The sequence below is a fragment of the Gordonia ajococcus genome (genome assembly GCF_012974285.1).
Taxonomy (GTDB): Bacteria; Actinomycetota; Actinomycetes; order Mycobacteriales; family Mycobacteriaceae; genus Gordonia; species Gordonia amicalis.
In genome coordinates, this window is the sequence record NZ_CP052884.1 from 4,485,027 (window position 1) to 4,508,690 (window position 23,664).

The 23,664-nt window shown below is 66.8% G+C and carries 26 protein-coding genes; 16 read left to right on the forward strand and 10 right to left on the reverse strand.

Annotation, left to right across the window (positions count from 1 at the left end):
* Positions 1–134 precede the first annotated feature (134 nt).
* Positions 135–284: a hypothetical protein gene (locus GAA2_RS23285; protein ID WP_232513026.1), complete on the reverse strand. Its 150-nt coding sequence runs from the start codon at positions 282–284 to the stop codon at positions 135–137.
* 250 nt (positions 285–534) lie between these two features.
* Between GAA2_RS23285 and GAA2_RS20230 the strand changes: the two genes are divergently transcribed.
* The 5 genes from GAA2_RS20230 (at position 535) to GAA2_RS20250 (ending at position 5,460) form a co-directional block, all read left to right on the forward strand.
* Positions 535–1,182 (forward strand): PAS and ANTAR domain-containing protein, encoded by a 648-nt coding sequence (locus tag GAA2_RS20230; protein ID WP_159405826.1) that lies wholly within the window; start codon positions 535–537, stop codon positions 1,180–1,182.
* Positions 1,183–1,342: 160 nt separating this feature from the next.
* Positions 1,343–2,509, forward strand: a complete 1,167-nt coding sequence (locus GAA2_RS20235; protein ID WP_024499671.1) for a glycosyltransferase — start codon at positions 1,343–1,345, stop codon at positions 2,507–2,509.
* Positions 2,502–3,611, forward strand: coding sequence for a glycosyltransferase family 4 protein (locus GAA2_RS20240; RefSeq protein ID WP_191834534.1), 1,110 nt, complete (start codon positions 2,502–2,504; stop codon positions 3,609–3,611). Before GAA2_RS20235 ends, GAA2_RS20240 begins: the two co-directional genes overlap by 8 nt.
* Entirely contained in the window at positions 3,608–4,585 is a 978-nt protein-coding gene (locus tag GAA2_RS20245) for a hypothetical protein (protein WP_159405793.1), read from the forward strand. Before GAA2_RS20240 ends, GAA2_RS20245 begins: the two co-directional genes overlap by 4 nt.
* On the forward strand, positions 4,582–5,460 hold the full coding sequence (locus GAA2_RS20250; RefSeq protein ID WP_159405792.1) for a glycosyltransferase family 2 protein: 879 nt from the start codon (positions 4,582–4,584) through the stop codon (positions 5,458–5,460). The genes GAA2_RS20245 and GAA2_RS20250 overlap by 4 nt, the downstream gene beginning before the upstream one ends.
* A 10-nt stretch (positions 5,461–5,470) precedes the next feature.
* On the opposite strand, the gene GAA2_RS20255 is transcribed toward GAA2_RS20250, so the two are convergent.
* The gene (locus GAA2_RS20255; protein ID WP_024499667.1) at positions 5,471–5,896 is read right to left on the reverse strand and encodes an anti-sigma factor; all 426 of its coding nucleotides are present in this window, start codon (positions 5,894–5,896) and stop codon (positions 5,471–5,473) included.
* 314 nt (positions 5,897–6,210) lie between these two features.
* Between GAA2_RS20255 and GAA2_RS20260 the strand changes: the two genes are divergently transcribed.
* Positions 6,211–6,645, forward strand: a complete 435-nt coding sequence (locus GAA2_RS20260) for a hypothetical protein (RefSeq protein ID WP_024499666.1) — start codon at positions 6,211–6,213, stop codon at positions 6,643–6,645.
* 4 nt (positions 6,646–6,649) lie between these two features.
* Positions 6,650–7,828, forward strand: coding sequence for a zinc-dependent alcohol dehydrogenase (locus GAA2_RS20265; protein ID WP_191834535.1), 1,179 nt, complete (start codon positions 6,650–6,652; stop codon positions 7,826–7,828).
* Between the two features lie 83 nt (positions 7,829–7,911).
* On the opposite strand, the gene GAA2_RS20270 is transcribed toward GAA2_RS20265, so the two are convergent.
* Positions 7,912–8,718 carry a SigB/SigF/SigG family RNA polymerase sigma factor gene (locus GAA2_RS20270; RefSeq protein ID WP_159405790.1) on the reverse strand — a complete coding sequence of 269 codons (807 nt, stop codon included), beginning with the start codon at positions 8,716–8,718 and terminating at the stop codon, positions 7,912–7,914.
* 416 nt (positions 8,719–9,134) lie between these two features.
* On the opposite strand from GAA2_RS20270, the gene GAA2_RS20275 reads away from it, so the two are divergent.
* On the forward strand, positions 9,135–9,578 hold the full coding sequence (locus tag GAA2_RS20275; protein ID WP_024499663.1) for an STAS domain-containing protein: 444 nt from the start codon (positions 9,135–9,137) through the stop codon (positions 9,576–9,578).
* A 25-nt stretch (positions 9,579–9,603) separates the two neighbouring features.
* Here the strand turns inward: GAA2_RS20275 and GAA2_RS20280 are convergent, their stop codons facing one another.
* Positions 9,604–10,287 (reverse strand): GAF and ANTAR domain-containing protein, encoded by a 684-nt coding sequence (locus tag GAA2_RS20280; RefSeq protein ID WP_159405789.1) that lies wholly within the window; start codon positions 10,285–10,287, stop codon positions 9,604–9,606.
* 212 nt (positions 10,288–10,499) lie between these two features.
* On the reverse strand, positions 10,500–11,672 hold the full coding sequence (locus GAA2_RS20285) for an acyl-CoA dehydrogenase family protein (RefSeq protein WP_159405788.1): 1,173 nt from the start codon (positions 11,670–11,672) through the stop codon (positions 10,500–10,502).
* 128 nt (positions 11,673–11,800) lie between these two features.
* Here GAA2_RS20285 and GAA2_RS20290 point away from each other — a divergent pair, with 128 nt between their 5' ends.
* A complete protein-coding gene (locus GAA2_RS20290) occupies positions 11,801–12,820 on the forward strand; it encodes a LacI family DNA-binding transcriptional regulator (RefSeq protein WP_159405787.1) in 1,020 nt (339 codons plus the stop codon).
* 17 nt (positions 12,821–12,837) lie between these two features.
* Here the strand turns inward: GAA2_RS20290 and GAA2_RS20295 are convergent, their stop codons facing one another.
* Together GAA2_RS20295 and GAA2_RS20300 are read right to left on the reverse strand one after the other, a co-directional pair.
* On the reverse strand, positions 12,838–13,650 hold the full coding sequence (locus tag GAA2_RS20295) for a mycofactocin-coupled SDR family oxidoreductase (RefSeq protein WP_024499659.1): 813 nt from the start codon (positions 13,648–13,650) through the stop codon (positions 12,838–12,840).
* Positions 13,651–13,775: 125 nt separating this feature from the next.
* Positions 13,776–14,264 carry a nuclear transport factor 2 family protein gene (locus tag GAA2_RS20300; protein ID WP_159405786.1) on the reverse strand — a complete coding sequence of 163 codons (489 nt, stop codon included), beginning with the start codon at positions 14,262–14,264 and terminating at the stop codon, positions 13,776–13,778.
* A 148-nt stretch (positions 14,265–14,412) separates the two neighbouring features.
* On the opposite strand from GAA2_RS20300, the gene GAA2_RS20305 reads away from it, so the two are divergent.
* The 6 genes from GAA2_RS20305 to GAA2_RS20330 all read left to right on the forward strand — a co-directional run bounded on the left by GAA2_RS20305 (position 14,413) and on the right by GAA2_RS20330 (position 20,850).
* Positions 14,413–15,039 (forward strand): TetR/AcrR family transcriptional regulator, encoded by a 627-nt coding sequence (locus tag GAA2_RS20305; RefSeq protein WP_159405785.1) that lies wholly within the window; start codon positions 14,413–14,415, stop codon positions 15,037–15,039.
* An 88-nt stretch (positions 15,040–15,127) separates the two neighbouring features.
* The gene (locus GAA2_RS20310; protein WP_159405784.1) at positions 15,128–16,321 is read left to right on the forward strand and encodes an acyl-CoA dehydrogenase family protein; all 1,194 of its coding nucleotides are present in this window, start codon (positions 15,128–15,130) and stop codon (positions 16,319–16,321) included.
* A complete protein-coding gene (locus GAA2_RS20315) occupies positions 16,318–17,052 on the forward strand; it encodes a hypothetical protein (RefSeq protein WP_159405783.1) in 735 nt (244 codons plus the stop codon). Before GAA2_RS20310 ends, GAA2_RS20315 begins: the two co-directional genes overlap by 4 nt.
* On the forward strand, positions 17,049–17,921 hold the full coding sequence (locus GAA2_RS20320) for an alpha/beta fold hydrolase (RefSeq protein WP_159405782.1): 873 nt from the start codon (positions 17,049–17,051) through the stop codon (positions 17,919–17,921). The genes GAA2_RS20315 and GAA2_RS20320 overlap by 4 nt, the downstream gene beginning before the upstream one ends.
* On the forward strand, positions 17,918–19,615 hold the full coding sequence (locus GAA2_RS20325; protein WP_159405781.1) for an AMP-binding protein: 1,698 nt from the start codon (positions 17,918–17,920) through the stop codon (positions 19,613–19,615). Before GAA2_RS20320 ends, GAA2_RS20325 begins: the two co-directional genes overlap by 4 nt.
* Entirely contained in the window at positions 19,612–20,850 is a 1,239-nt protein-coding gene (locus GAA2_RS20330; RefSeq protein WP_159405780.1) for an acetyl-CoA C-acetyltransferase, read from the forward strand. The genes GAA2_RS20325 and GAA2_RS20330 overlap by 4 nt, the downstream gene beginning before the upstream one ends.
* Before the next feature lie 8 nt (positions 20,851–20,858).
* Here GAA2_RS20330 and GAA2_RS20335 read toward each other — a convergent pair whose 3' ends face one another.
* Together GAA2_RS20335 and GAA2_RS20340 are read right to left on the reverse strand one after the other, a co-directional pair.
* Positions 20,859–21,566 carry a tyrosine-protein phosphatase gene (locus GAA2_RS20335; protein ID WP_191834536.1) on the reverse strand — a complete coding sequence of 236 codons (708 nt, stop codon included), beginning with the start codon at positions 21,564–21,566 and terminating at the stop codon, positions 20,859–20,861.
* A gap of 76 nt (positions 21,567–21,642) precedes the next feature.
* Complete coding sequence (locus GAA2_RS20340; RefSeq protein WP_159405779.1) at positions 21,643–21,957, reverse strand: DUF2470 domain-containing protein; 315 nt, start codon at positions 21,955–21,957, stop codon at positions 21,643–21,645.
* A 104-nt stretch (positions 21,958–22,061) separates the two neighbouring features.
* Between GAA2_RS20340 and GAA2_RS20345 the strand changes: the two genes are divergently transcribed.
* Positions 22,062–22,694 carry a flavin reductase family protein gene (locus tag GAA2_RS20345; RefSeq protein ID WP_024499649.1) on the forward strand — a complete coding sequence of 211 codons (633 nt, stop codon included), beginning with the start codon at positions 22,062–22,064 and terminating at the stop codon, positions 22,692–22,694.
* Here GAA2_RS20345 and GAA2_RS20350 read toward each other — a convergent pair.
* Positions 22,691–23,644 (reverse strand): PfkB family carbohydrate kinase, encoded by a 954-nt coding sequence (locus GAA2_RS20350; protein ID WP_024499648.1) that lies wholly within the window; start codon positions 23,642–23,644, stop codon positions 22,691–22,693. The two genes, GAA2_RS20345 and GAA2_RS20350, sit on opposite strands and share 4 nt — an antisense overlap.
* Between the last annotated feature and the right edge of the window lie 20 nt (positions 23,645–23,664).

The window sequence follows — 23,664 nt, forward strand, 5'->3', positions numbered from 1 at the left end:
CCCGCTGTGCCGCAATCGAAAACCTGCTACCGCGTTCAGGGATTCTCGTCGGGGATCTCCTGATCGAGTTTCTCGTCGAGCGTCTCTCCCTCACGCTGCTCGCGGGCCGTCGTCCCGGTACGGTCACTGGCCGACTAGTCCTCCGGCGGGTCCATCCCGTCCTCGAGCGGATCGCGGGCGAGATGGTCCTCGTCGAGGTCCTCGGCACCCACCGTCGAGGTCAGATCGGGGTTGACTCCCTCCGTCGCCGCAGTCGCGTCGGTGCTCTCACTGTCGGTGCTCACCACGACCTCCTCAATCTTCTCGGGAAACGATCTCGTCGGCGACAGGTACGTTCGCCACGGCACCGTGCCTACCCGAGCACCGAACGACCAAAACAAGAGCGTTGACCTGCTTGTTCGTCCATGTCTCCGATCGGTCCGCGACACGGGTCGGGCCAATTCTTGCCGCTGATGAAACCCGGGTAAGCTCATATCTCGCCCGAGACCGCCGGCGCTGTCGTTTTTGCGTGCCTTCTTAGCTCTAGGGGTGACCGTGCCAAAGACCAACAACATTCCTGCCGATGATTCTCGGATTCGTCACGTCGGCAGCTTCCGGTTCCTCTTCGACACCGAGGAGTGGTGGTGGTCCGACGAGGTGGCCGAGATGCACGGTTACCAGCCAGGTGAGGTCACCCCGACCACCGAGCTGCTGGCCGGTCACAAGCATCCCGACGACCGCCACGCCTTCGACGAGATGGTCGCGACGATGCTGAGCCGACGCACGCCGTTCTCCAGCCGTCATCGCATCATCGATACCTCCGGCACGGTCCATCACGTCGCGGTGGTCTCGCAGCAGATCATCGACGAGCACGGCGTACCCATCGGAGCCGAGGGCTTCTACCTCGATCTGACCGGGTACGACGAGCAAACCGTCAAGTTCCAGGTCGACGAGCACGTCGCCCGCTTCCGCGAGAACCAGGGCGTGATCGAACAGGCCAAGGGCATGATCTCGATGGCGTATGGGGTCAGTCCCGAGCGCGCGTTCGAGGTGATGCGCTGGCGTTCGCAGACCGCCAACGTCAAGGTCAACGAGCTGGCCAAGAACATCGTCTCGGGCGTCCACAGGTACGTCGTGCTTCCCGACCCGGTGCGACAGTCCTTCGACCACCTCCTCCTGAACGCTCACCAGAACGAGAACTGAGACCTTCCCGACACGCATCGTCGTCGGGTTTCACAATCGTCGTACCGGGGTATCCGCAAGCCAACTGCCGCTCTCGGCAATTCTGCGGTGAAGACGCCGCAATCCTGCGGACCCGGTTGAGCCAACAGCCGTTCATGTCTCGAAGTGAACGGATGGAACAGTGGACGGACGTGTTATCGGGCAGCTCGGCGGTGCGGCAACCCTCGAGAAGGTGCACAGCTCACGGACGACGCGGTCGAGCACCGCGCACATCCGCGTCGCTTCCGTCCCGCAGTCGCATGTCTACGTCCGGCATCTCTCGCCGGTGAACGGGTCGGTCAGCCTCCTGGACACCGGTGCCGTGTCGGTGACCCGGCTGCCCGACCCGGTGCCTGCTGACGGCGCCAAGGTGCCCGGCGGATGGTGGCCGCCGTTGATGCTCGACCCGCGGTGGATTGCCGAGCACCACAACGAGTTCGACGTGTTCCACATCCACTTCGGCTTCGACGCCGTCGAACCGTCGGTGATGGCCGACGTCCTCGGTGAACTCGACCGTCACGACAAGCCGCTCGTCTACACGCTGCACGACCTCCGCAACCCTCACCACCCGGAGCCCGGCGCCCACGAGGAGGTCCTCGACCTCCTCGTCCCGGCCGCGGACGAGGTCATCACGCTGACCCCGGGTGCGGCCCAACAGATCTCGCAGCGTTGGGGTCGGTCCGCGGCGGTACTCCCGCACCCCCATGTGGTGCCGCCCGCCCGGTTCGCCCCCCGCGAGGCACCGACCGACGAGTTCATCGTCGGCGTGCACGCCAAGAGTGTGCGCGCCAACATGGACCCGCTCCCCGTCATCATGACCCTGCTGGACGCCGCCTCCGACTATCCGGACATGACGATTCAGATCAACCTCCACGACGAGGTCTTCGTCCCCGGGAACCACTGGTACAACCCGGACTTCGGCACCGCCGCACTCGCGCTGTCGCGCCACCCGTATGCCCGCGTGCGGGTGCACGAGTACTACACGGACGATCAGCTGTGGGACTACCTCGGCAAACTCTCGGTCTCGGTCCTGCCCTACCGGTTCGGTACCCACTCGGGGTGGCTGGAGGCCTGCCACGACCTGGGCACCGCGGTGATCGCGCCCAGCTGCGGCTTCTACCACGAACAGCAGGAGTGCTTCACCTACGACTTCACCGAGGACCATTTCGATCCGGAGTCGCTGGTTGCCGCACTGGCGCAGGCATATTCCGCTCGTCCGGCACCGGCGATGTGGCGCGATCGTCGCGCACAGCGGCTGTCACTCGCCGAAGCCCACGCGGGCCTCTACACCCGGGTGCTGCATGAGTGAGTCGCTCCGAATCGCCGTTGTCGCGTCCAGCCGGTACCCGATCGCACAGCCCTTCGCCGGCGGCCTCGAAGCCCACGTCTGGCATCTGACGCGGGCGCTGACCCTTGCCGGTCACGAGGTCACGCTGTTCGCGGGAGCCGGCAGCGACCTGCCGGTCGAGTCGGACCGATTACGTGGCGACCTGTTCGAGCCGTCGGCGGCGGCTCGGTCGGATGTGTCGATGCCGCCGATCGAGGTGCTGCACGATCATCACGCCTATCTGTCGCTGATGCTCTCGTTCACCCGGAACCCGGATGACTTCGACGTCATCCACAACCACAGCCTGCACTACCTGCCGGTCGCGATGGGTCCAGCCGTCGACACTCCGATGGTCACCACCTTGCACACCCCGCCCACGCCGTGGCTCGAATCGGCACTGGCGCTGGCACCGGATACCAGGTGCGTCGCGGTGAGCCGGCACACCGCCCACGCGTGGTCGCATGTTCTCGGTTCGATACCGGTGGTACACAACGGTGTTCGGCTGAATCACTGGCCGATCGGCACCGGCGGTGACGACCTGGTGTGGTTCGGCCGACTCGTGCCGGAGAAGGGCGCCCACCTCGCGATCGAGGCCGCCCGAATCGCCGGTCGTCGGCTCCGGCTCGCCGGACCGATCAGCGACAAGACCTACTTCCGTGATCACGTCGCGCCGGCCCTCGGCGACCAGGTCAGCTACGAAGGTCATCTACACCAGCACGAACTGGCCCGGCTGGTCGGGTCGTGCGGCGCTGCGCTCGTCACACCGGTGTGGGACGAGCCCTACGGACTCGTCGTCGCCGAATCCCTCGCCTGCGGAACACCAGTGGCGGGATTCGCTCGCGGCGGCATCCCGGAGATCGTCGGTGACACCGCCGGCATGCTGGTCCCGGGCGATGATGTCGTCGCGCTCGCGGAGGCCGCCGAGAAGGCATTCACGATCGACCGACGGGAGGTGCGCCGGCGCGCCGAGCAGCATTGTTCCGACATCGCGATGATCGACCGGTACACCGACATCTACACCGAACTCGTGGCCGAGCGAGAGCGCCGAGGCTCCCGCCGACTTGCCGGGGCGTTCTCGGCATGATCGGCTATTACGTCCACCATCAGGGTCGCGGACACTGTTCGCGGGCCGCCGCCATCGCCGCGCGCTTACAGACCGACATCGTCGCACTCACGAGCGCCGAACTGACCGATCCGGCCTTCGACGAGGTCGTCGTCCTGGACCGCGACGACGCCGATCCCGCTCCCTCCGACATCGACGCCGGCGGTCTGCTGCATTGGGCGCCTCGGCACGACGCCGGGTTGCGCAACCGGATGGCCCAACTGGCGGATTTCGTCGCGACGCGGCGGCCGGCCGCGATGGTCGTCGACGTGTCGGTGGAGGTCACTCTGTTCCTCCGGCTGCTCGGCGTACCGGTCGTGGTCATGGCGATGCCGGGCGTGCGCGACGATCTTCCCCACCAACTCGCCTACCGCGCCGCCGACGCCATCATCGCTCCCTGGCCCGGCGACCTGTACCAGCCGGACTGGCTCGTCGAGCACCTGTCCAAGACGGTCTTCACCGGCGGCATCTCCCGCTTCGACGGCCGGCCACAGGTCGCCCACCCGACCTTCGCCGCCGACATCCTCGTTCTCGGCGGGGCCGGCGGCAACGCCGGGGCAGCGCATCCGGCGATCGGCCTGGCCGACGCATTCCCCGATCTCAAGGTGGTGGGCCTCGGCCCGGCCTTCCGAACCTGGGTCGACGACCCGTGGCCGTTCCTGTGCAGTGCCCGCCTCACCGTCATCGGCGCTGGGCAGGGGAGTGTGGCGGATGCCGCCGCGGCTGGACGTCCCGCTGTCGTCATGCCGGAGGACCGTCCGTTCGCCGAGCAGCGCGCCACCGCGAACACTCTCGCGCGTTCCGAGCTCGCTCTGGTCGCCTCGACGTGGCCCGACATCGACCGTTGGCGATCGATCGTGGATTCGGTCGGTGATTCCGAACCGGCGTGGTCCCGGTGGCAGACCGCCGGCGCCGCCGAACGGGCGGCCCGCGCCATCGAAGCGGTGGCGAGATGACGACCGGAAGTGCAGAGGAGACCGTCGCGGTGATCACCATCGTGTCGGGACGCCACCTGCATCTGCGCCGGCAACTCGAGGCGTTCGAGCACTCGACCGCGCGACCCGACGTCCACATCGTCGTCGCCATCGATGACCCCGACATCGATGGGGTCGTCGCCGATTCGGCTCCCGCGGCGCATCCGACGCGGGTCGTCCACGTCGAGAAAGAGGAGTCCGGCACGTTGCCGCTCGCCGATGCTCGCAACACCGGCGCGCAGGCCGCCATCCACGCCGGGGCAACCCTGCTGGTGTTTCTGGACGTCGACTGCATCCCCGGGCCGGACCTGGTGCAGCGTTATCTCCGCTCATGCGCTGCGACACCAGAACTGCGTCTCCTCTATTGCGGGCCCGTGACCTACCTGCCACGCGACCAGGAGGTGTTCGACGCACGAGAGCTCCACCACTTCACCGACCCACATCCCGCGCGTCCGGTGCCTGGGCCGTGCCAGACTCAACTGTCCTCCGAGATGACACTGTTCTGGTCGCTGTCCTTCGCCGTCCGCTCGATCGACTGGCTCAGGATCGGCGGGTTCCACATCGGTTACCGAGGCTACGGAGGAGAGGACACCGACTTCGCGATGTGCGCCGCACGCAACGGCTTTCGCATCGCCTGGGTCGGCGCCGCCCACGCGTACCACCAGCACCATGCGGTGTCGGACCCGCCCGTCGAGCACCTCGAGGACATCCTCCGCAATGCGCGAGTGTTCCACCGGCGGTGGGACCGATGGCCCATGGAGGGATGGTTGAACGCCTTCGCGCGACAGGACCTCATCACCTACGACGAGACCGTCGACGACTGGCGCCGGACTACGGTCGAACGGTTGAGCAGATGATTGGCCGGACTTACTTCCGGACCTTCGAGAACCTGATGGTCACGTCGCGAGTCGCCTCGGCGGGCGACGATTCCGCGTAACTGATCGCGTGGGTGTCGGTGACGGTCTGGACGACTCGCCATCCGAACGTCGACTCGTCCAGCTCGACGCCATCCACGAGCTGACCCCGGACCTCCCCGACCACGCCGTTGGAAGCGAGGTGCAGAGTGACCTCCATCGAGGAGCTCTCGGCTGCTGCGGAGATTATCTGTGAGCAGATCTCGTCCACCGCGACCTTCGCGTCGATCACGTCGTCGAGCGACCAGTCGTCGATGTACAGAGCCGTCTCGACCAGCGCGCGCACCAGCGCAAGTCGATCAGTGGCCGCCGGGACCCGCAGCACCGTTGGCAGACTGCCTTCGATCGATAGCTGGGAAGTGGCGTCGGAGTCGGTCATCAAGTGAGTCTTCTTCGCACGTCGATATGAGTGGATCTTCATCGGTCTGCTCATGAATGCCCCGCGATGGTCTCGTCCAAACCGTGGTTGTTCAGCCGACATGCTGATCGTGCTCCCCGAAACACGTCTTCCGACGTTAGCAGAGGCGTCAACTGAATCGACTGCACCCGCCGACCCCAGAACGCGACGTCCACCCGCCCTCATCTGGGACAACGGCCGACGGCCGCAACGGCGACGTTTCAGCGCGAGGCGCCTGCGGTACCCGACGGACACAGTCACATCGGAGTTCACCACCACCTGGCGAAGGGACAGCTATGCCAGATCTCACACCTGAACGGGAGGTCGCCTCGCGCGAAGCCATCGCCCGACGACCGGCCCGGAAGTCGCGCGGACTCAACGCCATCGGTCTTCTCGGAATCTTCTGTCTCGGACTGATGCTGGTGCTCGGCGGTATGGCGATCGCGGCCGGTGCCGGCGACCGGGACGCGACCGTCTGGCTCGCCATCGGCGCCGTCATCGCCGGTCTCCTCGCGGTCGGCCTCCTCATGGGCAGCCGAGTTCTCCTGCGGCGGCGGGCAGGTCGCGACGGCGAACGAGCCCACCAGGATCCGATCCAGCCCGAGACCACGGCCGAGGAGGCCGAGCGCTACGAAGAGCGGTACCACGGTTTTCCCGTCGACCACGACGGCAAGCACGAACGGGCGCGGGTAGAACGCCGCGAAGACCACAACGACCACGGAAAGGCCTGAAAGCATGCGCGCAGTGACCTGGCAGGGCAAGCGAAACGTATCGGTGGAGACTGTGCCCGATCCGAAGATCATCGAACCGACGGACGCCATCATCAAGGTCACCTCGACCAACATCTGCGGTTCCGATCTGCACCTCTACGAGGTGCTCGGTCCGTTCATGAACGCGGGGGACATCCTCGGCCACGAGCCGATGGGGATCGTCGAGGAGGTCGGTTCCGACACCGGGGATCTACGGGTCGGGGATCGCGTCGTCATCCCGTTCCAGATCTCCTGCGGCTCATGCCAGTTCTGTAATGACGGATTCATGACGCAGTGTTCGACCACCCGCGTCACCGACCAGGGCACGGGGGCGGCACTCTTCGGCTACTCGCAGCTCTATGGCTCGGTGCCGGGCGGGCAGGCGGAGTATCTCCGTGTGCCGCAGGCACAGTTCACCCACATCAAGGTGCCGGTGGAGAACCCGGATTCCCGCTATGTGTACGTGTCGGACGTTCTCCCGACGGCATGGCAAGCCGTCGAGTACGCCGAAATCCCCAGCGGCGGAACGGTGACCGTCCTCGGACTCGGACCCATCGGTGACATGGCCGCACGTATCGCCGCCCACAAGGGCGCGCGGGTGATCGGCGTAGATCGCGTGCCCGAGCGCATCGCGCGTGCACAGGCGCGCGGCATCGAGACGGTCAACATGGACGACGTGGACGATGTCGGCGAGGCGATTCGCGACCTCACCGGTGGACTGGGCACGGACTCGGTCATCGACGCCGTCGGCATGGAAGCCCACGGTTCACCACTGAACAAGGCCATGCAGACCGTCGTTGGTCTGCTCCCCGACGCGATCGCGCGTAAGGCGATGTCGGAGGCGGGTCTCGACCGGCTGGGCGCGCTCTATTCCGCCATCGACATCGTCAAGCGCAGCGGGACGATCTCCTTGTCCGGCGTGTACGGCGGTGCCGCCGACCCGTTGCCGATGCTGACGATGTTCGACAAGCAGATCCGGCTCCACATGGGACAGGCCAACGTGAAGCGGTGGGTCGACGACATCCTTCCGCTGCTGACGGATGAGGACCCGCTCGGTGTCGACACCTTCGCGACGCATGAGCTCCCGCTCGGCGAGGCACCCGACGCCTACGCCAAGTTCCAGCGCAAGGCCGACGGGATGGTCAAGGTCATCCTGAAGCCCTGACCGAGACCGAGGGCCCGCGCCGATGCCTCCGGCGCGGGCCCTCGGTACCCGAGCGTGTGACCGCAGTTGGTGGACCGCAGTGGTTACGCGTGCTTGAGCAGGGGCTCCTCGTACTCGTCGTCGGCAACCTCTTCACGCAGCGTGTCGAGAATCCGGGTGAGAAGCCTCGACACATGCATCTGTGAGATCCCGACGTGCCGGGCGATCTCACTCTGGGACATCGAACGGAAGAACCGCAGGGTGAGGATCGTCCGTTCGCGTTCGGTGAGCCGCTTGAGCGCCGGCTGGAGGGTCACGAACTCCTCGATCATGTCGAGTCGCTCGTCCTCGTCACCCAGAGTGTCGGCGAGCGTCCAGCCGTCGGTGGACGAACCCGCCTCGGCATCTATGGAACTCGCTGTGTACGCCGACCGCGCGACCATCCCTTCGATGACCTCGCTGACCGGTAGTCCGAGGTGCTCGGCGATCTCACTCGGCCGCGGTGACCTACCGAGGGATTGCAAGAGCTCCTCGCTGGCCTTCGCGATGTTGAGTGAGGCCTCCTGCGCACGGCGTGGCACTCTGATCGACCACGTGCTGTCACGGAAATACCTCTTGACCTCACCCATCACCGTCGGAACGGCAAAGGCGAGGAAATTGTTGCCACGCTCGACATCGAATCTGTCGACTGCGTGCATGAGACCGATCCGCGCCACCTGGCGGAGATCGTCGACCGGTTCACCACGATCGGAGAACCGTCGTGCGACATGATCGGCGAGCGGTAGACACCGCTCGATCACTTCGTCGCGTTTTTTCGCACGTAAATCGTCATCGCGTTCACTGCGGATCTCACGCAGTATCGGGAGGACGTCGCTGTAATCGTCGTGCTCGGCGCGTTCTTGTGCCGCCATTTGTCACCACCCAGACGTTCTGATCTTGCGACCGATGGGCTGACTACTGCCCCATCTAGCATGGATTGCGATGTGCGCACGCGACTCGACGCACATCGCTACTAGACAACCACGTTCTACGGCGCAGGTCCAGCTACGGCGTCTCACGATGCGGGATTCCGAAACCTACGAACGTAACCTTCTCGACCTTGTTCGGCACTCGAAACACCCGTAGGGTTGGTAGAGCGGTTCAGGTAGGAGCTGCACAGTAATAGCGAGAGGGCACCCAGGGCTCCTCGGCTCACGCGACATCACGGTTTATCTCCATTCAGGACGATCGTGAACTTGGGGTCTCGCGCCGTCACCGGCGTCGGACACTGACCGGGCTCGATCGTCGATCGATCGCTCGGCACGCTTCCTACTGAGACGAGCAATCCATGCCACTCACCACCTCGACAGTCTTCCGTTCGGCGTTCGACACCGGCAGAGGGCCGTCGACAACCACACCCAGGCGCTTCGATTCCGCGAAATCCTATTGTGTACAGCGCTTTTCCGGCAGCGTCGACCGTGAAACGGCCGCCGACTTCGCGGCCGCCCTCGACCGCGTCGCGCGTGATCGAGTCCATGGCGTCGTCCTGGACTTCTCCGCGGTGAACTTCTTCGGCACGATCGGACTCGTACTGCTCCAGACCTTCGTCGACGACGCCACCGAGCGATCGATTCCCGTTGTCCTGGTTGGCGAACGAACCGTCAGCCGTCCACTGGAGATCTGCGGGATGACATCCTACGTACGGGTCTTCGACACCGTCGACGACGCCGGACGCCAGCTCACCGAAGGTGAGATCGGTCCCAGTGCAACGGAATTCGCTACCTTCGAGTAGAACTCCGCCGGCTCGCCCCGGCAGGTCACCTCTTCAGGGTGATCTGCCGCGCTATCTCGACGAGCTTGGTGTTCGATTCCTGGGACAGCTTCTTCAACAGCTCGAAAGCCGCCACGGCATCGATGCTGAAACGCTCCATCAGGATGCCCTTCGCCTGGCCGATCACATCGCGGTTGGCGAGGGCGCTGTGGAACTGATGGTCCTTCTTGATGGTGTTCCAGGCCAACGCGGCGTGGGTGGCGTAGACAACGCCGATGTCCTCGGCGTGTAGGTCGAAGACCTGCGGCTCATCCGCGAAGAGGTTGAGCGCACCGATCTTGTTCTGATTGGCGAAGAGTTGGAAGGACAGCACGGAACGGATCGGCACCTCGTCCATCGCGCGACTCCGGTATACCGGCCACCGCTCGTCCTTCTCGAGATCGTCGACGCGGACAACCCGGTCGTGGAGGGCAGCCGAAAGGCACGGTCCCTCACCGACCTCCGCCTGGATGCGATCATGCAATTCTGCGATCTCGTGCGTCGAACCGAAGGACTCGATGGATCGTCGATCCGTCGCGACCGTGAGTCCGGCGTATTGGGCACCGGGGATCTCCGACACCGCACCCTCGACGATGGTCTTGGCCACCAGTTCGTCGTCGGCGTCGTCCCCGTGCAGCTCCCGAGCCATCTCCGCGATGCGGAGATGGACGTCGTCGTTCGCGTCGGTCACGATCGAACTCCTTCCCGGCGGGCGGGGCGTAGCGGGACCGTCCATGGCCGCCGTGACTATACGAACCCGAGTACCCAACGTACCGCCTGCAAACCCCCTGAACGGGGTTTCAGTGCACTGGACGATCTCCACCCGTCCAGCTCGCAAATCCACCCCTTTTCCGCAACGTCACCCCCGAGTGGGTGGTATGGCGGAAAAGGGGTGGGACTACCTCAGCGGAACGCGGTTTCGCCGGTGAGGGCACGTCCGATGGTGAGCTGGTGGACCTCGGAGGTGCCCTCGTAGGTGAGGACGGACTCGAGGTTGTTGGCGTGCCGAATGACCGGGTACTCGAGCGTGATGCCGTTGGCGCCCAAGATGGTTCGGCATTCGCGGGCGATCTTGATGGCCTCTCGGGTGTTGTTGAGCTTGCCGGTGCTCACCTGTTCGGGGGTGATCTCGCCGCGGTCCTTCAGACGGCCGAGGTGGTAGGCCAGCAGATGCCCTTTGCCGACCTCGAGTGCCATGTCGGCGATCTTGGCCTGGGTGAGCTGGTACCCGGCGAGCGGCTTGTCGAAGACCTCGCGGGACCGGGCGTAGTCGATGGCGGTCTCGAGGCAGTCGCGGGCGGCGCCGATCGCACCGAAAATGATGCCGAACCGGGCCTCACCCAGGCTGGTCAGCGGGCCGCGCAGGCCCTGTGCCTTCGGCAGCACGGCGGATTCCGGCAGGCGGACGTTGTCGAGGACGAGTTCGGAGGTCACGGACGCGCGCAGCGACATCTTCTTGTGGATCTCCGGCGCGGAGAACCCGGGGGTGTCGGTGGGGACCACGAAGCCGCGGATGCCCTCATCGGTCTGGGCCCACACGACCGCGACGTCGGCGATCGAGCCGTTGGTGATCCACATCTTGGTGCCGTTGAGCAGCCAGTCACCGCCGTCGCGCTTGGCGTTGGTGCGCATGCCGGACGGGTTGGACCCGAAATCGGGTTCGGTCAGGCCGAAACATCCGATCGCGTCACCGGCGGCCATGCGCGGCAGCCACTCGTTCTTCTGCTCCTCCGAACCCCAGTGGTGGATGGAGAACATCGCGAGCGAGCCCTGCACCGACACCAGGCTGCGGATACCGGAGTCGACGGCCTCGAGTTCGAGGCAGGCGAGACCGTAGGCGGTGGCACTCATGCCCGGGCAGCCGTAGCCCTCGAGGTGCATACCGAGCGCGCCGATCTGACCGAGTTCCTTGGCGATCTCGCGGGCCGGGAGTCTCGCGTCCTCGAACCAGTCGGCGATGTGCGGCCGCAGACGCGCGTCGGCGAAGTCGCGGACGGTGTCGCGGATCGCGATCTCGTCGGCGTCGAGCAACGAGTCCAGGGCGAAGAGCTGGGTCAGAGTGCTGGGGCGAGACATCGGAACCTCCGGGGAGTCGGGCGGCGTAGAACTGATCCTACAAGTCCGTCGAGAACGTTTGCGAGAACGTTTGCATGGACTAACGTAAGGGGTCCGACGCGCAGCGTCAACAGAGGCACTCGACAGGAATGGGGACCAGCGTGGCCGGTGGTCAGCGGACGCCGACGCTCAAGGAGATCGCCCGACGCGCGGGGGTCCATGTGTCGACGGCGTCCCGGGTGCTGCGACAGTCGGAACCCGCCGACGGCTGGTCGGAGTCGGCACTGAGGGTCCGCGAGGTCGCCGACGAGCTGGGCTACCAGCGCAATCTGTGGGCGGCGAGTCTCCGCACCCGCAAGACCACCACCCTCGGCGTCGTGATGACCCGACTCACCGACGGCGTGGTCGCCACGACCTACCAGGGCATCGAGCAGGAGGCGACCCGCGCCGGCTACTCGGTGCTCCTGTCCAGTCCGCCCGACGACCCGGAAGCCCAGCGTGCGGCTATCGAACTGCTCGTGGGACGGCAGGTCGACGGTCTCCTCCTCAGCGGATTGCATCGCCCGGGCCGGAAGTTCATCGCCTCGTTGCGGGTCGGCGACGTACCGATGCTGACCCTGACCCGGCACGCAGACGCCGGACTCCCCTTCGTCGGCGGCGACGACGTGCGCGGCGGCGCCCTCGCCGCACGGCACCTGATCGATCGCGGGTACACCGACCTCGCCGTCATCGCCGGTCCGGCCCACGCGACGACGGCAACGGATCGACTCGCCGGCTTCCGGGCCGAGACCACGGCGGCAGGTATCGAACTTCCCGACTCTCGGGTCGTCGCATCGAGTTTCGAGGTGCGCGGCGGCACCGAGGCCGGGCAGGTTCTGCTCGACGCACCGAACCGGCCGCGGGGGATCTTCGCGGTGTCCGACACCATCGCCGTCGGTGTGCTCGGCGTCGCCCGCGACCTCGGACTACGTGTCCCCGAGGACCTGGCCCTCGTCGGCTACAACGACATCCCGATCGCCGCGCAGCTTCCGGTGCCGCTCACCACGATCCACTCCCCCGCCCTGGAGATCGGGCAGACCGCGGTGCGCGGGTTGCTCGATCTGATCGCGGGACGCGACGTCGAGTCGCGGCGCCTGCCGGTCGAGCTGATGGCACGCGGAACCACCTGAAAGCCGCGCGCCGCGTATCAGAAATGCTGCGCGCCGCCGTCGATCGAGATCTCCTCGGCGGTGATGAACTTCGACTCGTCCGATGCCAGGAAGGCCACCACGCCGGCGACCTCGTCGGCCTCGGCGGCGAACTGGTTGAGGAATGTCATGCCCATCCCGGCAAGGCGCGGGTTGGCCTTGTTCGTCTCCTCGATGCGTTCGACCATGCGGCCCGAGCCCATCGGCGTGATCACCGCGCCGGGATGGACGGTGTTGACACGAATGTCGTGCTGCCCCAACTCCGCGGCGAAGGCGCGCGACATCCCGACGAGCGCGTGCTTGCTCGTCGTGTAGTGAACCATGAACGGCTGCAGCTTCTTCCCGGCGAGCGAACTGATCAGGACGACCGATCCCCCGCCACGGCCGATGAGGTGGGGAGCCGAGGCGGTGACGGTGTTCCAGACGCCGGTCACATTGATGTCCATGGTGTCGCGAAAGCTCTGCGGGGTCACCTCGTCCCAGGTCTCGGGGATGCAGATACCCGCGTTGGCGACGACGACGTCGAGCCCGCCGAGCTCCTCGACCCCATCGGCAACCGCCGCCCGAAGACCGTCGAGATCTCTTGTGTCGCAGCGGGTGAGAATGGCCTTGGCGCCGAGGTCCTCGACCAGACGCTGGGTCTCGGCGAGATCGTCCTCGGTGGCCGGATCATACGGAACGCCCGGAAGCGGTCCGACGACGTCGACGCCGATGATCTGTGCCCCCTCGGACGCGAGCCGTACCGCGTGGGCTCGCCCCTGTCCTCGGGCGACGCCCGTGATGAACGCAACCTTGTCCGCCAAACGCGCCATGCCGATCCTTGTCTGCCGTAGATGTCGGGTCCGTGATCAGTCGACCGACTGCATACTGGCCGACCCTACCGACGACGGCCGGACGCGAAGTGGTTTCCCCCACTCACCGGTACGCGACGGCCCGATCAGGGATTGACCGCCGCGGCATGTGCCGAGTCGAGCGCGAACCGATTCTCGTCCCATCCGTCGGCGAGCGGGCCGAAGAAATGGAAGCGCACCCTCTTCACGCGGTAGAGCCACCGCCCGTCCTGCTTGACCAGCTCGTCGGTGTAGCGACCGGCAGCGATCGACGCGACACCGTCGAGGACGCACGGCTGCCAGAGAAATGACCGGGCAACAGCCGTGTCATCGTCGATCTCGATCTCGAGGTTGGTGATGAAGTGCCAGAACGAGGTGAGGCCGCCGTCGGCGAGACCTGCGAAGAAGGCGCGCATCTCGATCTTGCCCCGCGGGTTCGACAGGCCGTCGAACTCACCGTCGTCCGTGAACAGAGTCATCAGGTCATCCCAGTTCCCGTCGTCGAGGTGACGGCAATATCGCGCGTCCAGTGCGCGGATCGCCTCGAGATCCTCGAGGCGCGTCAACCGCGCGGCCAGATCGGGTTCGGTGCTCATGCTCATGCTCCAGAGTTCGTCGACGGACAGCGCAGCATATTAACGATTGTTCACGTGATCCACACCATAAGCCGGGTCGCCTGAGAGCGTCAACCAACCCGCGATCCGCTTCCTTGCTGGTGGAACCGCACCGCCCTACCCTGAGCGGATGAACACCCGATCGCCATCGGCCACCGCCGCATCCCGCGACCGCATCCTCGACGCCGCGCTCGACGAGTTCTTCACCGCCGGATTTCACGGCGCGACGATGCGCACCATCGGTAATCGCGCTGGTTGCAGCGCCGCAAACGTGTACAACCACTTCGAGAACAAGTCCGATCTGCTGGTCGAGATCCTCCGCACCGCGAGCGACGAGCAGTTCACCGCGACCCGCAACGCGATCCGCCGGGCCGGCAAGGACCCCGTCGAACAGTGGCGCGCAGCCGTCGTCGCACACGCCCTCTACACCGCGCAGAAGCCGCGCGAATGTCTGGTCGCGAACACGGAACTGCGCTACCTGGGCGAGATCGACCGCAAGCGTGTCGTCGGCTCGCGCGACGCCCAGGAGCAGCAGTTCATCGACATCGCCGAAAGAGCGGTCGATCAGGGGCTATTCCACATCGACCGCGTACACCAGGCTGTCACCGCGGTTCTCCTGATGTGCGCCGGAATCCCGGTGTGGTTCCGCCCGGACGGGCCGCGGACCGCGTCCGAGGTCGCCGAGGACTACGGCCAGTACGCCCTCAACCTCGCCGGATACCGCCCAGACGTCGGTCAGGCATTGACCGCGGGCTGACCCGGTGCTCTAATGGTGAACGCACGTTAATGAGTGGCCGGCGAGTACGACCCGGTTCACTCCGGCCCGCATTCACCAGGAGAAGGCCATGACCCATCGGCCGTCACAGCCCCGGACCGACAGCCCGCGATACCTGACCGAGGATCGGATCGCCATCCGCGACCTCGCCCGCGACTTCGCCATGAAGCAGGTGCTGCCGGTCGCCAACGAGCTCGACCCCGTCCAGGGGACCATCCCCGACACGCTCAAGAAGGCGATGGCCGAGGTCGGGTTCTTCGGCATCATGATTCCCGAGGAGCACGGCGGCCTCGGGCTCGGCGTCTTCGAATACTGCCTCGTCGCCGAAGAACTCTCGCGTGCGTGGATGAGCGTGTCGGGACTGTTGGCGCGCGGCAACGGCATGGGCGGCGGATTCACCCCCGAGCAGGAGTCCGCACTCCTGCCACGCGTGGCGCGCGGCGAATACCTCGGCGCCTATGCGCTTTCCGAGGCCGAGGCAGGCTCCGACGTCGCCAACATCTCCTGCCGGGCGACCCGTGACGGCGACGACTGGGTCGTCAACGGCACCAAGATGTGGTGCACCTATGCCGACGAGGCCGACTACCTCGTGCTGTTCGCCCGTACCGATCCGAACAAGGACCCGGCCAAACCGCATCGCGGCATCAGCGCCTTCCTCGTCGAGAAGGATCGCGGCGTGTTCCCCGAGGGCATCTCCGGCACCAAGGTCCGTAAGATCGGCTACTTCGGCTGGAACACCTGGGAACTGTCCTTCGACGATTTCCGCATCCCCGCCGACCGCATGCTCGGCGGGGAGGGCAAGGGCTTCTACCTCGCGGTCAGCGGGCTCGAGGTCGGTCGTGCCCACACGGCGGCTCGCGCGATCGGCCTGGCCCGCGCCGCACTCGAGGACTCCATCGCCTACATGCACACCCGCAAGCAGTTCGGCCACGAACTCGCGGACTTCCAGCACCTGCGTTTCAAGATCGCCACGATGGCCGCCGACATCGAAGCGGCCCGGCAACTGATGTACTCGGTCGCCACCGACATCGACACCGGCAGGCGTTGTTCGCTCGAGGCCTCGATGTGCAAGCTCGTCGCCACCGAGATGGCCGAACGGGTGACCAGCGAGGCCGTCCAGATCCACGGCGGCGCGGGGTACACCACCGACTTCCAGGTCGAACGGCATTGGCGCGACGCACGTCTCACCAAGATCTTCGAAGGCACCAGCGAGATCCAGATGCGGATCATCTCCGACGAGTTGCTGGGCAGGGCCGGGTCATGAGTTCCGCCCTCGCATCGATCCGCGTCGGCGTCCGGACCGCGACCGGCACCGAACCGGCCGCCGATGTCCTCGACCGCCACGGGCTCCGCATCCCCGCTCGTTCACCGTCGTTCGGGATGGTGGTGGCGGAGTGGCTGACCGACCCGGTCCCGGCTGCCGAACGGCTCGGCGTCACCTGGTCGGCCACAACGCCGATCACCGGGTCGGACCGTGTCCACGCCACCACCGTCGTGACCCGCGTCGGACCCGACGGCATCGACCGCGAGGTCCGGCTGCTCGACGACACCGGGCGGGTTCGCGAATCCGGGACGGAGACCTGGCGTACCGAGATCCGGACCGAAGTGATTCCGTCGCTTGACTTCTGCTCGATCGAGTGGGGTGAGCAACTGTGTGGACGCCTGCATCACGACGCCGCGTTCACCTCGTCGGTCTCCACCTGGGACGGCACCGTCGGACTGCGGTGCGGCAACCGCGAAGTGCACCTGCGCATCTACAAGGGCCAGGTCATCGACGTCACGCGGCGCGCGCTCCTGGGTGCCACGTTCACCTTCGAAGCGGCCCCTGTCACCTGGGTGGATCTGATGCTGTCCGACTCAGACGACTTCATGCGTCGCGCACTCCGTGGTGAGTTCTCCTCAGCCGGAAACGGATACGAGTATCTGCGATTGACCAAGCCGTTACACGCGATCATCCAGAACGCGCGAGCGATGGCGCGGGAGGTGCACTCATGATCGAGGCACGCTACCTCGAGATCCAGGGCGCCTTGGCGTTCGTCGAGATCGTCACCGCCGACCCCACCGCGCCGGGCCGGCGCGTCGTCGACATACCGACGGTGCTGTGCATCCACACCGCCGGACAGAGCGGCGTCCAATGGCGTTGTGCCGCACAGGACATCGCCGACCGCGGCTACCGCGTCATCGTCCCGGACCTACCGGGTCACGGACGCTCCGAGCCCTGCCCAACGGGCCCGATCACCGGCCTCGGCGACTACGCCGACTGGCTCACCGCCGTCCTTCGGCGTCTGGACGTCGAGCGGCCGTATGTCATCGGGTGTTCCATCGGCGGCAAACTCACGCTCGAACTGGCGACGCGGCCGGAGTACCCGCTCGCCGGGGCCGTCGCCATGGCCGCCGAGACCGGGCCGGGCCGGGTCAGGATCGCCGGTCTACGACGCGAACTCGAGGATGTCGCCGGGCCCGCCCGCGCGGACCGCACCTACCTCGGCAGCCTGGCCTCCGTAGGACGGGCGGTGCCTGCGGCGCGGGCACATCTCATCGGCCTCATGCACAAACGTGAGGACCCGGAGATCTCCTCGTCGGATCTCATCGGCTGGGGCAGTCACGATGTCCGCGACCGGCTCACCGAACTCACCTGTGGCCTGCACCTGGTCTGCGGCGCCGACGATCCGTGGATCAGTGTGGACGCCGTCCGCCGAGCCGCCGACGAGATCAACGAACTCGACGGTCCGCGTGCGGAGTTCACCGAGCTGGCCGGATACGGCCACTATCCGATGGAGGAGCTCCCCGACTTCGGTTCACGCGCCGACGCCTGGCTGCGGTCCCTGTCGTCCGGCACGCGCACCCCGGAGGTCGTGTCATGACCATCACCACCCGTCCCACGCTCGCGGGAATGCTCGCCGACCTCGTCCAGAAGTCCCCGGACAGTCCGGTGGCGATGGACGTCGCCGACGGCGAGGTGATCACCCTCACCCGATCCGAACTCGCACGACGAGTCGAGCAGCTGCGCGAAGAGCTGTCCGACATCGGTGTCCGTCGAGGCCAGTGTCTGGCGGCATATCTGCCGAACTGGTCCGACGCGCTCGTCTGGCAGTTCGCCGCGTCGGCCGTCGGTGCGCACGTCATCGGGGTCAACACCCGGTACAACGTCGGCGAGGTCGCCCACATCCTGAACTCGGCGCGGCCCGTGGTGGTCGCCGTCCCCGCACAGTTCCACGGGCTCGACATCTTCGGCACCTTGCGCGATGCGAGTTCGGCGGCCGATCCCGTTCCCGCGATCGCGGTCGTCCCCGGGCCGTTGAGTCCCACCGCGACGCCGTCCGACTTCGATCTCGGCGCGGGAGCCTGGATCGCCGGAAGTGGCGACACCACCGGCGTTCACGCACCCGCGACCCCGTCGACGGCGGCATGGACACCTGCGGGTGAGCGCGCTGCGGACACCGGTGAACTCGGGGTCGCATTCACGACCTCGGGCTCCACCGGGACCCCCAAGCTCGCAGCGCACCGGGATTGTGCCGTCGTCCGACACGCGCATGCCGATTCCGTCATCATGGACGTCCGCGAGGGCGACGTGGTCCTCGGCGTCCTACCCGTGTCGGGTGTCTTCGGATTCAGCACGGCCATGGCCGGTCTCGCCGGTGGCGCAGCCATCCTGATGGAGCCCGTCTTCGACGCGGTGGCCGCCCTCGATCGAGTCGAATCGCTGCGTGTGACCCACATCGTCGGCGGCGACGACCTCTTCGGGCGCCTGTACGACACCTGGCATGACGGCCGGCGTACCGACCTGAGTTCGTTGCGTTGGCTCGGCATCGCGGACTTCCTCGGCCGGTCCCATGACATCGCCCGGTGGGCGCGTGACGAGGCCGGCGCCGAGACGACCGGTGTCTTCGGTTCGTCGGAGATCTTCGCCCTCGCTCTGCTGTGGTCGTCGGACGACCCGGAATCGTTGCGCTGGAACGGCGGTGGCCGGCCGGTGGAGGATGCCATCGAGGTCCGTGTCGTCGATCCGTTCGACGACCGCATCCTGGGAGCCGACGAGGAGGGTGAACTGCAGTTCCGCGGTCCCAACGTCGTCGACGCGTATCTCGGCAACCCGGAAGCCGCCACGCGGGCATTCACCACCGACGGCTGGTTCCGCAGCGGCGATCTCGCGCGCACCCTCGACACCGGCGGCTTCCGTTATGTGTGCCGTATGGGAGATGTGTTGCGGCTACGAGGTTTCCTCGTCGACCCGGCGGAGATCGAGCACCGCCTCGCCGAACACGAGAACGTGCAGACCGCGAAGGTCGTCGGGGTCACCGGTTCTGGTGGTTACACCGAGGCGGTGGCCTTCGTCGTACCCGTCGAACCCGACGCCGACCTCGACGCCGCCGCGTTGAAGGCCTGGTGCCGCGACCGCCTGGCCGCATTCAAGGTGCCTGCCGCCGTACACGTGATCGAGGAGATGCCGACCACGGTCGGGGGCAACGGAACCAAGATCCGGGCCGTCGAGCTGCGCGACTGGGCGCAGCGGTGGTCAGGCCAGGAAGTGGACTACCGCAAAGGAACACCCGCATGAGCGTGAACACCGCACCACCCGCAGCCGACGACGTCGTGATCTGTGAGCCACTCCGTACGCCCGTGGGACGCTACGGCGGTTCGTTCGTCGACGTCCCGGCGACCGACCTGGCCGCGACGGTGATCTCGGAACTGTTGCAACGCACCGCGATCGACCCGGAGAGTATCGACGACGTGATCTTCGGCCAGTGTTACCCCAATGGCGAGGCGCCGGCCATCGGTCGCGTCGCCGCACTCGATGCGGGACTCCCCGTCACCGTGCCGGGTTCCCAGCTCGACCGGCGTTGCGGCTCCGGTCTACAGGCCGTACTCGACGCCGCGATGCGCATCCAGACCGGGGTCGCCGAGCTGGTGATCGCCGGCGGCGTCGAATCCATGAGTCGCGCAGAGTATTACACCGAATCGATGCGATGGGGCGCCAAGGGCGCGCCGGCCGCCCTGCACGACCGGCTGGCCCGCGGCCGCGTCACCGCGGGCGGAAAGAACCATCCGGTCCCCGGTGGCATGCTCGAGACCGCGGAGAACCTCCGCCGCGAGTACTCGATCCCGCGCCGGGAACAGGACGAGTTGGCCGTCGAATCGCATCGACGCGCCGTGGCCGCCATCGAGAGCGGCAAGTTCGCGGAAGAGATCGTGCCGGTGTCGGTTCCGCAGCGAAAAGGCGACGACCAGGTCGTCGACCGCGACGAACATCCCCGTGCCGACACCACGCTGGAGTCACTGACCCGACTGCGCCCGATCATGGGCAGATCCGATCCCGAGGCGACCGTCACCGCCGGCAACGCCAGCGGCCAGAACGACGGCGCCGCCGCCACACTGGTGACCACCCGGGCGAATGCCGAACGCCTGGGTCTCGATCCGCTCGCCCGCCTGGTCACCTGGGCGGTGGCCGGGGTCGGCCCGGAGGTGATGGGCATCGGCCCTGTTCCCTCCACCGCCAAGGCATTGGCGCGGGCGGGTCTCGAACTGTCCGACATCGATCTCATCGAACTGAACGAGGCCTTCGCCGCCCAGGCGCTCGCGGTCACTCGAGAGTGGAAGTTCGCCGACGCCGATTTCGAGCGCACCAATGTCAACGGGTCGGGTATCTCATTGGGTCACCCGGTCGGTGCGACCGGCGTGCGGATCCTGACGACACTGCTGCGTGAACTCGACCGTCGTGAGGCACGTTTCGGACTCGAGACCATGTGCATCGGGGGCGGACAGGGGCTCACCGCGATCTTCGAGCGGGTCTGAGACCCGGTTCAGCCGACGAAGGTGGCGACCCAGCGCTCGAAGCGCGGGACGTCGCCGCCGTGGGCCTCGAACCATCCCCAGGCCCCGCCCGGCGTGCCGGTCACCTCGTCGATGACGAGGTCGATGGCCTCACGCGGAGTCCGCAGGATCGGAGCGGCGAGTGTGGTGCCGGCCGGGATTCTGCGCCGCTCGCGCAATCGTGCGAAGACCCCGGCGATGAAGTCCTCGGTGCGCTGGTAGTCGGCGATCACCGAATCCGCCTCGACCCCGGCGAGGAGCAGTGCGATCGCCACGACCATGCCCGTGCGATCCTTGCCGGCCGCGCAGTGCACGAGTGTCGAACCGGTGAAATCGAATTCGTTGAGAGCCGCGGTGAGCCGGTGTTGCCCGGTGCGGATGACCGACGAATAGATCTCGATGAGCGCCGTGTCGGCGAGCCGGTCGATACGCGCACTCGACGACACCTGCCGATTGACGACCCGCACAGCCGACGGCCAGGTGACGGCTATCGGCTCGATCTCCGTGGGGTTCCGCAGGTCGACGACGGTACTCGGCGGCCACGGCACCCCCGCCGGGTCCTCGTCGGCGGGATAGGGCGCGTCGCTGCGGATCAACACGTTCGGCACCGTCACACCGCCCGACGCGAGGGGCAGCCCACCCAGGTCCCGAAGATTTGCGAACGTCCGGAGCCTGGCATCGGAGGAGGAGAGGGTCACGCGATTCCCGTCGTTGTCACTGACAAGTCGCACCTCAGGATACTGAAGTCTGGACCCTGCGGTATCCGTGCGTGAGCTATCTCTCCGGAGTCGCCTCCAGGCGGGCCTGCGCATCCCGGAACATCGCCACGACGGCCATGCGTACGTCCGTCCGGTTCACCACCGGACGGTCCCACTCGAATCGCATCTCGACGACCCCTTCGGGGACGGTGACGTCGAAGATCGCGGCTTCGTGATCGAATCCGGTCATCACGGCCGCAGTCGCGTCCGGGCGTCGCCCGAGAGCGTGGCAGATGACCAGTGAATCGTCGGCGTGGTCGCCGTTCATGTGCGCCAGCACCCCGGCCACCACGTCCTCGGTGAACTGCGGTGTCGTGTCGTGACCAGCCATGTCAGCCTCTCTCGTCGATCTCGTCGAGGGTACTCGGCGCCGTCACCTCGTCTCCGGACGGTGTTGCCCCGGGACACGATCGAGCACTCACGTACGGTGAAGCGATGACCGGGTACCACTCCTACGAGCCGGCCGCGGGCCACCGGCTCGCCCATGACCCCCTCAACGCGATCATCGCGCCGCGTCCCATCGGCTGGATCTCCACGGTGTCCGACGACGGGGTGCGAAATCTCGCCCCCTACAGCTTCTTCAACCTCTTCAACTACTCCCCTCCGATCATCGGCTTCGCCAGCATCGGCTGGAAAGACACTGTCGCCAATGCCAAGTCGACCGGTGAGTTCGTGTGGAACCTCGCGACCGAGGCGATCGGCGAGCAGATGAACCAAACCTCCGCCGCGCTTCCTGCAGACGTCGACGAGTTCGACCACGCCGGCCTGACCGCGGTCGACTCCGACCTGGTCCGCCCGTCCCGGGTCGCCCAGAGCCCGGTCAACTTCGAGTGCCTGGTCACCGAGGCCTTCCAACTGCGGTCCGCCGCAGGCGAGTCCGTGGACACCTGGATGGTCCTCGGCGAGGTCGTGAAGGTGCACATCTCGACGGCGCTTCTCGGTGACGACCTGACCTACGACACGGCGCGCCCCCGACCCCTGTTACGCGCCGGCGGCAAGGGTGACTACTTCATTCCGAGCGACGAACACCATCTCTACATGGAGCGGCCCCAGCCGATGACGCGTTAGGTTCCCGACACCGCGCGCTGGATCGCCGGCGCCGTCGGCATCCCGGTGCGCGCCCCCACGTGAACCACCGACAACGACGCTGCTGCCGCACCACGCCGCGCAGCCGTCACGAGATCGTCGCCGGCCGCAAGGGAAGCCGCCAGCACGCCGTTGAAGGTGTCGCCGGCACCTGTCGTGTCGACCACCGTCTCGACCCTGCCCGCCGGCACGGCGGTCGCACCGGCGCGGTCGACGACCAGCAACCCATCGGCGCCGAGCGTGACGATCACGGTCACCTCGAAGTGTTTCGCGAGGGCGACTGCCATCTCGGTCTCGGTCATGCGGTCATGATCCGCGACCACCGACGTCCGCACGTACAGGTCGCGCAGTTCCGAGGCGTTGGGGGTGAGGATGTCCGGAACCGAGATCACGCCGACGAGTTCGTCGAGGACGGGGGCCGGATTGACGACGCACGGGACACCCTGTTCCGCAGCGGCTTTCACCGCTGCAATGGCTGCATCGGGGGCTATCTCGGTGCTGACGAGTACGCAACCGACTCCCCAGTCCGCGGCGCGGCCGACGGCCGCGCGTACCCGCTCGGGGTCGACACGCGCATTCGCCCCCGATCCCACCGCGATCTGATTCTCGCCGGACGGATCCACCACGATCAGCGCGGCGCCGGTGGCGACTCCGGCGACCCGGGTGACCTCGGTGATATCGACGCCCTCGTCCGCGAGCTCCGCGAGAGCCCCCGCTCCCATCTCGTCGTCACCGACCGCGCCGCAGTATCGGACAGCCGCGCCTGATCGCGCCGCCGCGACAGCGGCGTTCGCACCCTTGCCACCTCCGTGGCGGGCCACGTCCGGCCCGACGACGGTCTCCCCGGGGCCGGGCAGCCGATCGGCACCGACGACGAGGTCGACGTTCACGGCCCCGACTACGAGCACCTTCCCGGTGTCAGCATCGGTCATGAGGGCTCCTTCGACGTCGG